This is a genomic window from Sphingomonas sp. BLCC-B65, from assembly GCF_028550675.1.
In the GTDB taxonomy this organism is placed as follows: Bacteria; Actinomycetota; Actinomycetes; order Actinomycetales; family Microbacteriaceae; genus Microbacterium.
Genome location: NZ_JAQQGL010000001.1, coordinates 2,140,885 through 2,154,014 on the forward strand (window position 1 = coordinate 2,140,885; position 13,130 = coordinate 2,154,014).

Below are 13,130 nucleotides of genomic sequence, written 5' to 3' on the forward strand. Positions count from 1 at the left end.
GCGCCCCCGTCACGTTCGGCCCTCGGAGATGCCGTGCTGCGTCCGGATGAGCCGCTCCAGTCGATCGGGATCGCGGGCGCGCAGCGCCCCCGCGATCGCGTTGTATTCTGCGCGCTGATCTTCGATGCTGATGTCTCGCAGCGGCGCGCGGCTCAGGGCGCGGGTGAGCGCGATCTCGGTGTCGGCCATGAGGGCGTGGTGCGCGGGGTTTCCCGAGTGGGCGGACAGGTACGAGAAGAGCGCGTGGCGCGCGGCCGATGCTGCCGCCGGGTCGCCCAGAGCATCGGCGACGGCCTCCGCGAGGCCGACGGCACGGGCGAGCTCGTCATCCGTCATGCGCCGCACCGCCATGTGCGCGGAGGTTCCCGCGGCGTAGCCGGCGAGCTCGCGATGCTGATCGACGACCTCGTCGGTCACCGCCGTGACACGGGTGAAGCGGCTGGGTTCGATCTCGACGAGGCCGATCCGCTCCAGCCGCATCAGCGCTTCGCGCACGGGGGTGCGGGACACATTGAGCCGCCGCGCGACCTCGTGATCGCGGAGGATGTGTCCGTCCGGCATCCGCCCGGCGAGGATCTCGTCGGCGATCCCGCGGAAGACGTGGTCCGCCAACAACCGGCGCCCCGAGACGATGCCGCGCCCCCGTGCATGTTCCATGTGCTCCCCCTCGCAAGGAGTGCATTGTAGGCACACGGTATCGCGCGCGGTGCGCCCGCCGCATGCCCTGTGGAGGGCGGCCTTGGGCGGCCGGGCGAGTACCCGGCCGCCCAAGCGGAACGCACCCCAGGTGTGCGGGCAGGCGCTCATCCCCCCGGATGCGCCGTGTCCGCCGGGCCGGTCGACGGGTGCCGTCGGCCCAACCTGCCTCCGAACCGATTCTCTCCGCGCCATCGGCACCCGAACCGATATTCCGGCATGAAACGCGTGGACGGTGCGCGGCGAGCGTCAGGCGCGGCGGGCGCCGTCGCCGAGCGTCGCGAGCTTCGCCCACGCCAGGTCGGGGTGGATGCGCCCGCCGAGTCCGCAGTCCGTGGATGCGATGACGCGGTCGTCGCCGACGATGTCGGTGAAGCGACGGATGCGCTGCGCGACCAGCTCGGGGTGCTCCACGACGTTCGTCGCGTGGCTGACCACACCCGGTGCGAGCACCAGGTCGTCGGGGACGTCGGCGTCGGCCCACGCACCGAACTCGTGCTCGTGGCGGACGTTGCCCGCCTCGAACGAGATCGCCCCGACGTTCGCCTGCAGCACGACCGGCAGGATGTGCCGCAGCTCGATGTCCGTCGTGTGGGGACCGTGCCACGATCCCCAGCACAGGTGCAGACGCACCTGCTCCTTGGGCAGCCCGGCGATGGCGTGATTGATCGCCTCGATGCGGATCTTCGTGAACGCCTGATAGTCGGCGATCGAGGGTTCGGGGCTGATCTGGTCGAAGTTCTCGGCGAGCGAGGGATCATCCAGCTGCAGGACGAGCCCGGCGTCGACGATCGCCCGGTACTCCTCGCGGAGCGCGTCGGCCCACGCGAAGATGTGCTCCTCGTCTGTGGCGTAGTAGTCGTTGCGCACGCGCGCCGCAGAGCCGGGCGCGATGGCGGTGAGAAAACCCTGCTCGCCCTCCCGCAGTGCCGCGGTGAGATGGCGGATGTCGGCGGCCACGGCATCCTGACCTCGGTACGCGAGCGGTCCGGTCGTCGTGGGGAACGCCGTCGCGGTGCGACCCGCTTCGACCGCCTCCGCATAGACGGCGGGGAACCGCTGACGGTCACGGCGGTCGAGGAAGCTGGTGAGGCGGATCTCGCCCGGCGCGGAGCGCACCGGGGGCTCGTTGAAGGCGTTGATCTCAGTGAGCGAGAGACCGCTCACCCGCTGGAAGGAGTACGACCACCAGGCGCCGTAGTCGACGGCGTTGGACATCGCCTTCCCGAACTCGCCGTCGCCGACGAGAGTGATCCCCGCGGCCCGCTGGCGCTCCACCACGTCGGCGACCGCCCGCGCGGTGAGCGCCTCGAAGGCGGGCGTCGACTGCAGCGTGAAGCCGTCGTCGTCGAGGGTTCGCGCGGCGTTCGCCTCGATCAGCGCGGCCGTGCGCGGGAGGCTGCCGGAGGTGGTGGTGGCGACGGACATGGTTCTCCTCCTGAAGACGATGGCCCGCGATGCGGGCGAGTGTCAGAAGGCTCTTGCAGCGGCGACGGTCGCGGGCTGCTCAAGGCGGAGGCTTCCGGTTTTCGAGCCGTCGTCAGGATAGAGCGACAACCGTCTGCTGCGCACGCGTGTGACATCGGGTGACGCGGCGCGGATGGGCGGGGATGCCGCCGTCAGCGCACGCCGCGCATGAGCGTCAGCACGGGGCGCACGAACAGCAGCAGGAGCACGCCGACACCGATCGCGATGAGGCCCAGCACGCAGAAGTAGGGCACTTCGTTCTCGGGGTCGTAGAGCGTCGCGAGCTGACCGGCGATCGCGGTGCCGAGGGCGACCGACAGGAAGAACAGCGCCACCATCTGGGTGTGGAAGGCTTCCGGCGCGAGCTTCGTGGTCACCGACAGTCCCACCGGCGACAGCAGCAGCTCGGCGACGGTGAGCACGAAGAGGATGCCGATGATCGCCCACAGCGGGGTGGAGTTCTCGCCGCCGCCGGCGAACGGCAGGAACAGCAGGAACGCCGCCCCCATGACGATCGCGGCGACACCGAACTTGACCGGAGTCGCGGGCTGGCGCGCGCCGAGCTTCGTCCACACCGCGGCGAACACGCCCGAGAGCACGATGATGAAGATCGGGTTGATGGAGTTGACCCACGACACCGGCATCTCCCAGCCGAACAGGTCGCGGTTCAGTCGCTTGTCGGAGTAGACCGTCAGCACCGTGAACTGCTGCTGGTAGAGCGACCAGAACGCCACCGACGTCAGAAACAGTGGCACGAAGCCCCAGACGCGGCTGCGCTCCTCGGCATCCACCCGACGACTCGACAGGATGACCGCGAAGTAGGCGAGCGCCGCCGCGATCACGACCACGATGACGATGAGAGCCAGGTTGTCGGCGCGGATGACGCCGACGAGCACCAGCACGACGATCAGCACGACGCCTGCCGCAGCGATCCCCGCCATGAGCGGGTAGCGCTCGCGCGGCAGGGGGTTGGGCACTGCGCGCGCCGCGGCCGGCAGCTGCCGGCGGCCGAACGAGTACTGCACGAGGCCCAGCGCCATGCCGACGGCGGCCAGCCCGAAGCCCCAGTGGAAGCCCAGCGTCGACTGCAGCACACCGGTCAGCAGGGGTCCGGCGAAGGCGCCGAGGTTGATGCCGAGGTAGAACAGCGAGAAGCCGCCGTCGCGCCGCGTGTCGTCGGGGCCGTAGAGCGTGCCGACGACGCTGGTGGCGGTGGCCTTGAGCCCTCCCGAGCCGATCGCGACGAGCACGAGCCCGACGCCGACGCCGACGAATCCGGGCAGCACCGCCAGCGCGATGTGCCCCGCCATGATGACGATCGCGCTGCCGAACAGCACGCGCTCCGCGCCGAGGAGCCGGTCGGCGATCCAGGCGCCGAGGATCGTGGAGAGGTACACGGCGCCGCCATACGCGCCGACGATGCCGGCGGCCACCCCCTCCTCGACGCCGAGTCCACCGTCGCTCACGGAGTAGTACAGATAGATCAGCAGGATGCCCTGCATGCCGTAGAAGCTGAACCGCTCCCACATCTCCACCCCGAACACGTGCGCGAGGGCCCACGGCTGGCCGAAGAAGCGGGCGTCGCGGTCTCCGGAGGGAGCCGCGGGTGCGGGGCTGGCGGGCGGGACGACGGTCATGGTGCGAGGTTAGTGGTCCGGCGGCAGCGCGGGGTGGTGCTCGTCGGCGGGGCGCAGCGGGATGAAGGCGGCGACCGTGAGGGCGACCACCGCAGCGAGCAGCCCCAGCCAGAACGACACCTGGAAGGCCGATGCCGTGGGGAGGGCGCGTCCGTCCTGCACGCTCGACATGCTCGCGAGCACGGCGCCGACGACCGCAGCGGCCGAACTCGTTCCGAGCGAGCGGAAGAGGGCGTTCAGGCCGTTGGAGGCGCCGGTCTCGCTCTGCGGGACCGAGCGCATGATCAGCATGGGCATGGCCGCGTAGCCGAACCCGATCCCGACACCGATGAGGAGGTTCGCGATGAGGATGTGCCAGACGGCGGAGGCGAACAGGAGGCTGAAGCCGTAGGCGGCGATCAGGGCGATCGCACCGAGGATCAGCAGGCGCCGCGGACCGACGGTGCTCGCAAGGCGCCCCGAGAATGGCGAGAGCACCATCATCACCAGTCCGGAGGGCATGATCACCAGGCTGGCCGCCAGCAGCGTGAGCCCGAAGCCGGTCGGCGCCGGAAGCTCCAGCAGCTGCGGGTAGGAGACGTTGGATGAGAAGAGGGAGAAGCCCATCGCGACCGACGCGATGTTGGTGAGCAGCACGGGGCGGCGCGCGGCGACCCGGAGATCCAGCAGAGGCTCGGCGATGCGCAGCTCGTACCAGCCCCACACCAGCAGCACCGCCAGCCCGCCGAGACCGCAGCCGAGCGTCGCCGCCGACCCCCATCCCCAGGCGTCACCGCGCGAGATCGCCAGCAGGATGCCGAGAAGCCCCAACGCCAGCCCGAGCGCGCCCGCATAGTCGAAGCGGCCCGCGGTACGAAGAACGCTGACCGGAACGACGAGAAGGACGAGCACGAACACCACGGCGCCGAGGGCCGCGGCCGTCCAGAACAGCGCGTGCCAGTCCGCGTTCTCGGTGACGAGCGCGCTGATCGGCAGTCCCAGCGCGCCGCCCACGCCGAGCGTCGCACTGATGAGGGCGATGGCGGGATCGACGCGGTCTTCGTGGAGCACGTCCCGCAGGATGGAGATGCCGAGGGGGATGACGCCGGTCACCGCGCCCTGCAGCGCACGTCCGACGATCAGCCCGATCAGTCCGGTCGACACCGCCGCGATCACCGAGCCGATCACGAGCGTCGCCAGCAGCACCAGGACGATGCGCCGCTTGCCGTACATGTCGCCCAGCCGCCCCGCGATGGGAGTGATGACGGCGGCCGCGAGCAGCGTCGCGGTGACCACCCACGCCGTGTCGTCGCGGTTCGCGTGCAGCAGATCCGGCAGACGCGTCTGAATCGGGACGACGAGCGTGAACATGAACGACGAGGCGAGCCCCGCCAGCGCCAGCACGGCGACGATGGCGCCTTGCGGCGGCATCCGGGTCAATCGTCGTCGGGCATCGTCGTCAGTGGGCATCGTTTCAGGCTATCGCCCGGGTGACGCGGCGGCTCCGGCGTAGGGTGACCGCATGGTGGATCTCGACAGCCGGACCCCCGACGGGATCCGCATCCGACCGCTGCGCACGATGGAGCAGGTCACGGCGGCATCCGCCGTGCTCAGCGAGGTGTGGGGCGGTGACCGCACGGGCATGCCCGCCAACCTCCTGCGGGCACTCGCGCACGTCGGCAACTACGCCGTCGGGCTGTATGCCGAGGACCCCGCGCGCGGCGCCGAGCCAGAGCGCATGATCGGCGCCTCCGTCGGCTTCTTCTCCGCGCCCGACGACCGCTCGCTGCACTCGCACATCACCGGCATCGTCGACGACCGGCGCGGCCAGGGTCTCGGGCGGCTGCTGAAACACCACCAGCGCGAGTGGGCGCTGGCGCGCGGCGTCCACCGGATCACGTGGACCTTCGACCCCCTCGTCGCCCGCAACGCGTCGTTCAACCTCCGCGTACTCGGCGCGCGGGTGGGGGAGTACTACGTGGACCACTACGGCGCGATGGATGACGGGGTCAACCGCGGAGACGAGACGGACCGCATCTTCGCCGTCTGGGACCTCGACGCACCGTCCGCGCCGCCGCGCGAGCAGGACATCGTCACCACCGTCGAGGTGCCGACCGACATCGAACGGCTGCGACGCGAGGCGCCCGGTGAGGCGCTGGACTGGCGGTACCGCGTGCGTGAAGCCATCCTCGGGCTGACCCAGGACGGCTTCGCGGTGGGCGGGTTCGACGAGCGCGGCTATCTCTTCGTGCGCTCCGGGGCCACGTCGTGAGCGGGGGCGGGGCCGTTCCCGACGACTGGACGCCGCACCGGCGCGACGACGGAGAGCGGCTGGGGTGGATCCGCCCCGACGGAGCCGCGTGGACGGCGATCGACGTGCTGGGGCGGGTGGTCGCGGCATCCGTCGAGTGGCTGGATGCCGAGGACGCGCTCGAACGGCGCGGCCTCGCCTTCCTCGCCGAGCCCTGGATGCTCGAGCGCGGCGCGGAGCAGCCGGTTCGCGTCCGGCTCGTCGAGGTGACGCCGGCGCGGATCATCGTGAAGGTCGAGGACTACGGCGACATGAGCAGGCCGCACGAGCCGATCGTGCTGCCGTGGCCGTTGCCCCCGCAGCTGCGACCGCCCCGGTCGGGCGACCCGGACGGGTTCACCCTGTCGCGCTGACGCCGCCCTTGCGGGAAACATTGTGCACAATTCAATTGTGTGCAATGCTTCTCTCATGCCCGCTCCCGCCACGCTCGACGAGTTCGTCTGCTTCGCGATGTACACCGCCTCGCATGCCACGACGCAGGCCTACCGCGAGGTGCTCAAGCCGTGGAAGCTGACGTATCCGCAGTACCTGGCGATGGTCGTCCTGGCGACGGGCGGGCGCACCGTGAGCGGACTCGGCGAGGAACTGGGCCTCGACTCCGGCACCCTGTCGCCGCTGCTGCGCCGGCTGGAGGAGCGCGGTCTCGTGAGTCGTCGCCGTGACGCCGACGACGAGCGGGTCGTTCGCGTCGAGCTCACGGCCGCCGGCCGAAACACGCACGCCGAGGTCGTCGCGGCCGCGGGGTGCCTCGTGCCGGCCTTCGTCGACAGCGGTCGCGGGCTCGGTGAGCTGCTCGAACAGCTCGCCGCCATCACGGCCAACATGCGCGCGGTCGCCTCCGATCTGCGCACTGCTGCCTGACCGATGGTCGCCGGCGCGACCCTCTGACCTCCACGAAAGGAACACCCATGGAAACCCTCTACACCGCTGAAGCCCTCGCGACCGGTGGCGGCCGCAACGGACACGTCCGCACGACCGACGGCATCCTCGACTTCGACGTGCGCGTCCCCAAGGAGATGGGCGGCGCCGGTGAGGCGCCGAACCCCGAGCTGCTGTTCGCCGCCGGGTACGCCGCCTGCTTCCACAGCGCGCTGCAGAGCGTGGCCCGCGCGCAGAAGGTGAGCATCGAGGGCTCGAGCGTCGGCTCGCGCGTCGGCATCGGCCCGAACGGCCAGGGCGGCTTCCAGCTCGCCGTCGAGCTCGAGGTCAACATCCCCGAGATCGACCTCGCCGTCGCGCAGCAGCTCGCCGACGCCGCCCACCAGGTGTGCCCGTATTCGAACGCCACCCGCGGCAACATCGAGGTCAGCGTCACCGTCGTTGACGACTGATTTCGCGAACACGCGTCATAGCGCACGGCATTCGTCATCTCTTGAGTGAAGACCTCGAGAGGACGGATGCCGTGCGCACTTTCATCAGCGCCATCACCGAAGCCCTGCTGCCGCGGGCACCGCGACGCAGCACCTACGTCGCCCCGCGCTTCGCGGCGCTGCGGGCGCACCGCTGAGGGGAGCGACGCGGCGCACATCGGCCCGGTGCGCGCGCGGCGCGCGGCGTAGCCTGAGCGCATGCCGCTCGCCCGCCCCGCCGCACCCGTGCGCCTCGACGCGATCGAGCTTCGCGTGCTCCATCTGCCGCTCGTCTCGCCGTTCACGACCTCCTTCGGCACCGAGACCGTGCGGGAGGTCATCGTGGTGCGCGTTCGCACCGCCGACGGCGACGGGTGGGGAGAGATCGTCACCCAGCAGTCCCCCCTCTACTCCAGCGAATACACGCAGGGCGCGTGGGACGTCGCCCAGCGCTTCCTCGCGCCCGCGCTTCTGGATGCCGCGGCGCACGCTCTCGCGCCCGAAGAGGTGGCGGGCGTGCTCGAGCCGTTCGTCGGGCACCGCATGGTCAAGGCGGGGCTCGAACTCGCCGTCCTCGATGCGGCCCTGCGTGCCGAGTCGCGCGCGTTGGGGGAGTACCTCGGCGCGGTGGTCGATCGGATACCCAGCGGTGTCTCGGTCGGGATCCAACGCGATCCGTCGGCCCTCGTCGACGCCGTCGGCGGCTACCTCGACGAGGGTTACGTGCGCATCAAGATCAAGATCAAGCCCGGTCGCGACATCGCCGACACCGCGGCGGTGCGCGACGCGTTCGGGCCGATTGCGTTGCAGGTGGACGCGAACTCGGCCTACACGCTCGCGGACGCCGACACCCTCGCCGAGCTCGACCGCTTCGACCTCCTGCTGATCGAGCAGCCGTTGCAGGAGGACGACATCGTCGACCATGCCCAGCTCGCCGCGCGGCTTCGCACGCCCGTCTGCCTCGACGAGTCGATCGTGTCTGCGAAGGCGGCGCGCGATGCGCTCGCTCTGCGGGCCGCCGCGATCATCAACATCAAGGCGGGCCGCGTCGGCGGCTACCTCGAAGCGGTCCGCATCCACGATCTGTGCCGCGAGGCGGGAATCCCCGTGTGGTGCGGCGGCATGCTCGAGACCGGCATCGGCCGCGCGGCCAACGCGGCGCTGGCCGCGCTGCCGGGCTTCACACTGACCGGCGACGTCTCGGCATCCGACCGCTTCTACTCACGCGACATCGTGCGCGACCCGATCGTGTTGGACGGCGGGCACGTCCGCGTGCCGACGGGACCGGGCATCGGCGTCGAGATCGATCCCGTGGCGCTCGAGGACGCGACCGTCGCTCGGGTCGAGCTACGCCGCTGACCGGGCGGGAGGCTTGCCCGGTCGTTGAGCGACGAGCGCAGCGAGGAGTCGAAACGCGTCAGCTCTCGGTGGTCACCGGCGGCTCAGCGGCGACCGACTGCTCGTCCCGCAGTCCCTGGGCCATGCCGCGGCCGGTCGCCTGGCCCTGAATGACCTGTCGCAGGTCGATGCCGGTGGCCGCCTGGATGGCGTCGAAGCTTGCCCGCATGCTCGAGGCCGATTCGGCGGCCATGTGACTGGACGCCCCCTCGCCGCCGAGCACGGTGATCGAGCCGACCTTGTCGAAGCCGCGCGCGAACTCGGTCATCATCGGCACGAGCGCCTCGAGCGCGCGCTGCGCGAGCAGAGCCTCCTGGTTCTTGGAGAGGGCTTCGGCCTCGGCCTCGATGGCCGCCGCCCGCGCCTCGCCCACGAGCCGCACCGCGTCGGCCTCGGCCTGGGCGCGAAGCCGGGTGGCCTCCGCCTCCTGCGCTGCGATCTGCGCGCGCGCCTCGGCGGCCTTGACCTCGCCGTACGCGGCGGCGTCCGCCGCGCGCTGGCGCTCGTAGAGGGAGGCGTCGGCGACCTTCTTGATGTCGGCATCCAGCTGGGCCTGCTTGTTCTCGGCTCCCTGCAGCAGCACGGCCTGCTCGCGCTCGGCACGCGCGAGCGCTTCGGCCTGCTCGGCCTCGGCCCGGGCGCGACCGACTTCGGCCGCCGCGGCGGCGGAGTTCTTGTCGAACGCGGTCTGCTCGACGAGGTTCGCCTCGTCGGTCGCGATCTGTCGGGCGCGAACCTCGCGGGCGGCGTTGATACGGGCGACCTCGGCCTCTCGGCGCACGCGCTCGACCTCGGTCGCGCCGAGGGCGTCGATGTAGCCGTTCTTGTCGGTGACGCCCTGGATCTGGAACGAGTCGAGGATGAGTCCCTGGGCGAGCAGGTCGCTCTTGATGCCCTCGGCGATCTGGTCGGACAGCTTCTGCCGATCCTTCATCAGCTGCTCGACCGTCAGGGTCGCCACGACGCCGCGCAGGGCGCCTTCGAGCTGCTCGGTCGTGAACTGCTCGATCGCGCCGTCCTGAGAGAGGAAGCGCTCCGCTGCGCGGCGGACGAACTCGGGGTCGGAGCCGATCTTGACCAGTGCGACGCCCGAGACGTTGACCGTCACACCGTTGGAGGCCTGTGCCGTCGGCTCCATCTTGATCTGGCGGGCGCGCAGCGAGATCATCTCGGCGCGCTGCGTGAGCGGGTTGACGAGGGCGCCCCCGCCGGTGATCACCGAGATGCGCGACGACTCGCCGCTGGCGTTCTTCTGGCTCTTGCCGACCACCACGAGCGCCTGGTCGGCCTTGGCGACCTTGTACCACGCGCGCACCATGATCAGCAGGAAAATCAGGAGGACGATCGCGGCGACGACGGCGATGCCGACGATCACCAGTGCGCCCCCAGCGGCAAGAATCTCCACGTTACGAACCCACTTCCTGTGTATTGCCGATGTCCTTCGACCGTATCGAATGCGACGGACGGATGCCGAGGATTCGGCGGATCTCGGGATAACCCCCTCGGTGTGCCGGACACGCGCCCCCTACGCTGGTGGCATGACCACTCCGCCGTACCCGCAGCCCGCCGTCCCCTCCGGCCCGCAGCCCATGAGCCCCTCGGATGAGAAACTGTGGGCGACCCTGGTCCACATCGGCGGCATCTTCTACTTCCTGCCGTCGCTGATCGGCTACCTCGTGCTGAAGGACCGCGGCCCGTTCGTGCGGGCGCACACGGCCGCCGCGCTGAACTTCCAGCTCACGATGCTGATCGCGTCCCTCGTCGGCACGGTGCTCTCCATCATCGGCATCGGGCTGCTCATCCTGCTCGCCGTGTACGTGGTGAACATCGTCTTCTCGATCATCGCCGCCGTGAAGGCGAACAGGGGGGAGTGGTACACCTACCCCCTTTCGATCTCGTTCGTCAGCTGACTCGCTCCCGCCGACTGCCCGCCGAACCGTGATCGTCACGCTGATGGACGCGCCCCTGTGGCTGGGGATAACGGTCTTCTGCGTCGGCTTCGTCGGCTTGTCGTGCCTCGTCCTGCTGGCACTGCGGCGCTGGGTCGCGCGCATGGCGCATGATCAGTCCGAGTGGGACCGGGTGCTCAGCTACGCCGTCGGTGCGTACGGGGTCTTCTACGGCGTCACGCTCGCCCTCATCGCCGCCGCCTCGTACTCCACGTACGCCGACGTGGACCAGGTCGCGCTCAGTGAGTCCTCCTCCATCGCCGTGCTCTACCGCTCGGCGGAGGACTTTCCCGATCCGCAACGAGCCGAGCTCCGCGATGCGCTCGTCACCTACACGAGGAACGTCATCGAGGTCGACTGGCCGCAGCAGGCTCAGCTCATCGAGCCGGTGAGCGGCGACGCCGACGTCACGGCGATCCAGCGGGCGATCACCGGGTTCGTCCCCGCCGACGCTCGGGAGATCAACGTACAGGCGCAGACACTGCAGTCCTTCGAGACCTTCGTCGGCCAGCGACGCGAGCGGATCGAGGTGACGGATCTCGGGCTGCCGAGCATCCTGTGGACGGTGCTCTGGGTGGGGGCGCTGCTGAATGCGATCCTGCTGTCACTCATCCAGGTGCGAAACCTCCGCATCCACCTCATCATGGCGGGGCTCATCGCCGTGTTCGTCGCCCTGCTGCTCTACGCCATCGCGGGCTTCGACCGCCCCTATTCCGGACCGATCTCGGTCACTCCGGCCTATTACCAGTCGCTGTTGGACGGCCTGTTCCAGCGCGTTCCGTAGCGCTGCCCGCGCCGGAGGCGGATGCGCCCTACCACGCGCAGGGCACATTCGGCGAGGGCGGCCCCTGTCGCTCTCGGCGGGGCTATCGTTTTCCGAGTGACCTCGACCGACTCGCTCCCCGCCGGCACGTTCTCGATGAAGAGCCCGTATGGGCGAAGGGCTGCGGCACTGTCGGTCGCCGCCGCGGTGGGCGGGTTCCTGTTCGGCTTCGACTCCTCGGTCATCAACGGCGCGGTCTCCTCGATTGAGTCCACGTACACGAAGGACGCCCTGCTCACCGGGTTCGTCGTCGCCGTCGCCCTGCTCGGCTGCGCGCTCGGGGCGATTATCGCCGGAGCCCTCTCCGATCGCTGGGGCCGGCTGCGCGTCATGCTCCTCGGCTCCGCCATGTTCCTCGCGAGCTCGATCGGCTCGGCGCTGACCTTCAGCGTTCCCGACCTCATCGTCTGGCGCGTCCTGGGCGGCATCGGCATCGGCATCGCGTCGGTCGTCGCTCCCGCCTACATCGCCGAGGTCGCACCGCGTCAGGTGCGCGGCAGTCTCGCCTCTCTGCAGCAGCTCGCGATCACGATCGGCATCTTCACCGCATTGCTCAGCAACGCGGTGCTCGCCGGTGCCGCCGGCAGCGCCGACAACGTGCTGTGGTGGGGCCTCGAAGCGTGGCGGTGGATGTTCCTCATCGGCGTCGCGCCGGCCGCCGTCTACGGCATCCTGGCGCTGACGATGCCGGAGTCTCCGCGATTCCTGCTCGCCAAGGGACGCAACGACGAGGCGCGCGCGATCTTCGAGCGACTCGTTCCCGCCGCCGACCTCGACAAGACGATGAACGAGCTGATCAGCAGCATCGAAGACGACCGCAAGAACCGAAGCGCCTCTCTGCGTGGAAAGGCGCTGGGTCTGCAGTCCGTCGTCTGGATCGGCATCCTGCTGTCGGCCTTCCAGCAGCTCGTCGGCATCAACGTCATCTTCTACTACTCGACGACGCTGTGGCGGGCCGTCGGATTCGATGAGAGCAACTCGCTGCTGATCAGCGTCTTCACGTCCGTGACGAACGTGCTGGTGACGCTCGTCGCGATCTTCCTCGTCGACCGGGTCGGACGCAAGCCGATTCTGATGACCGGCTCGCTGCTGATGACCCTGTCGCTGGCCACGATGGCCCTGGCCTTCGCGTTCGCACAGACGGTGGACGGCGAGGTGACCCTCCCGGGGGCGTGGGGTCCGATCGCCCTGGTGGCGGCCAACCTGTTCGTCGTCGGATTCGGAGCGTCGTGGGGTCCCATCGTCTGGGTGCTGCTCGGCGAGATCTTCCCCAGCCGCATCCGCGGCAAGGCCCTCGGTGTCGCGGCGAGTGCCCAGTGGATCGCGAACTTCCTCGTGTCGTGGACCTTCCCCCAGCTTGCGGCCTTCTCGCTTCCGTTCACGTACGGCATGTACGCCGTGTTCGCGGCGCTGTCGTTCGTCTTCGTGCTGTGGAAGATCCCCGAGACGAAGGGCATGGCGCTCGAGCAGAGCGAGACGCTGTTCGTCCCCAAGCCCAAGCGGTCCGCGCGGGCCCGCTGA

At 69.9% G+C, this 13,130-nt stretch carries 13 protein-coding genes; 8 read left to right on the top strand and 5 right to left on the bottom strand.

The features are described from left to right. Window positions 1–9 precede the first annotated feature (9 nt). The 4 genes from PP359_RS10140 to PP359_RS10155 all read right to left on the bottom strand — a co-directional run bounded on the left by PP359_RS10140 (window position 10) and on the right by PP359_RS10155 (window position 5,249). The gene (locus PP359_RS10140; protein ID WP_167487124.1) at window positions 10–657 is read right to left on the bottom strand and encodes a GntR family transcriptional regulator; all 648 of its coding nucleotides are present in this window, start codon (window positions 655–657) and stop codon (window positions 10–12) included. A gap of 288 nt (window positions 658–945) precedes the next feature. Then, window positions 946–2,124 carry a cobalamin-independent methionine synthase II family protein gene (locus tag PP359_RS10145; RefSeq protein WP_499250489.1) on the bottom strand — a complete coding sequence of 393 codons (1,179 nt, stop codon included), beginning with the start codon at window positions 2,122–2,124 and terminating at the stop codon, window positions 946–948. Window positions 2,125–2,315: 191 nt separating this feature from the next. Continuing rightward, complete coding sequence (locus PP359_RS10150) at window positions 2,316–3,800, bottom strand: peptide MFS transporter (RefSeq protein WP_499250490.1); 1,485 nt, start codon at window positions 3,798–3,800, stop codon at window positions 2,316–2,318. A 9-nt stretch (window positions 3,801–3,809) separates the two neighbouring features. After that, window positions 3,810–5,249 (bottom strand): MFS transporter, encoded by a 1,440-nt coding sequence (locus tag PP359_RS10155; protein ID WP_499250491.1) that lies wholly within the window; start codon window positions 5,247–5,249, stop codon window positions 3,810–3,812. 52 nt (window positions 5,250–5,301) lie between these two features. On the opposite strand from PP359_RS10155, the gene PP359_RS10160 reads away from it, so the two are divergent. From PP359_RS10160 to menC, 5 genes are all read left to right on the top strand, one after another. After that, on the top strand, window positions 5,302–6,051 hold the full coding sequence (locus PP359_RS10160; protein WP_499250492.1) for a hypothetical protein: 750 nt from the start codon (window positions 5,302–5,304) through the stop codon (window positions 6,049–6,051). Continuing rightward, window positions 6,048–6,443: a hypothetical protein gene (locus tag PP359_RS10165; protein WP_499250493.1), complete on the top strand. Its 396-nt coding sequence runs from the start codon at window positions 6,048–6,050 to the stop codon at window positions 6,441–6,443. The genes PP359_RS10160 and PP359_RS10165 overlap by 4 nt, the downstream gene beginning before the upstream one ends. A 55-nt stretch (window positions 6,444–6,498) precedes the next feature. Next, window positions 6,499–6,951 carry a MarR family winged helix-turn-helix transcriptional regulator gene (locus PP359_RS10170; RefSeq protein ID WP_036321260.1) on the top strand — a complete coding sequence of 151 codons (453 nt, stop codon included), beginning with the start codon at window positions 6,499–6,501 and terminating at the stop codon, window positions 6,949–6,951. A gap of 47 nt (window positions 6,952–6,998) precedes the next feature. Next, window positions 6,999–7,421 carry an organic hydroperoxide resistance protein gene (locus PP359_RS10175; protein ID WP_036321258.1) on the top strand — a complete coding sequence of 141 codons (423 nt, stop codon included), beginning with the start codon at window positions 6,999–7,001 and terminating at the stop codon, window positions 7,419–7,421. Window positions 7,422–7,658: 237 nt separating this feature from the next. Further along, window positions 7,659–8,798, top strand: a complete 1,140-nt coding sequence (gene menC, locus PP359_RS10180) for an o-succinylbenzoate synthase (protein WP_499250494.1) — start codon at window positions 7,659–7,661, stop codon at window positions 8,796–8,798. Between the two features lie 58 nt (window positions 8,799–8,856). On the opposite strand, the gene PP359_RS10185 is transcribed toward menC, so the two are convergent. Then, window positions 8,857–10,242 (bottom strand): SPFH domain-containing protein, encoded by a 1,386-nt coding sequence (locus tag PP359_RS10185; protein ID WP_239640133.1) that lies wholly within the window; start codon window positions 10,240–10,242, stop codon window positions 8,857–8,859. A gap of 133 nt (window positions 10,243–10,375) precedes the next feature. Here PP359_RS10185 and PP359_RS10190 point away from each other — a divergent pair, with 133 nt between their 5' ends. From PP359_RS10190 to PP359_RS10200, 3 genes are all read left to right on the top strand, one after another. Continuing rightward, entirely contained in the window at window positions 10,376–10,747 is a 372-nt protein-coding gene (locus PP359_RS10190) for a DUF4870 domain-containing protein (RefSeq protein WP_499250495.1), read from the top strand. A gap of 43 nt (window positions 10,748–10,790) precedes the next feature. Beyond that, a complete protein-coding gene (locus PP359_RS10195; protein WP_499250496.1) occupies window positions 10,791–11,570 on the top strand; it encodes a bestrophin-like domain in 780 nt (259 codons plus the stop codon). A gap of 96 nt (window positions 11,571–11,666) precedes the next feature. Beyond that, window positions 11,667–13,130: a sugar porter family MFS transporter gene (locus PP359_RS10200; RefSeq protein ID WP_499250497.1), complete on the top strand. Its 1,464-nt coding sequence runs from the start codon at window positions 11,667–11,669 to the stop codon at window positions 13,128–13,130.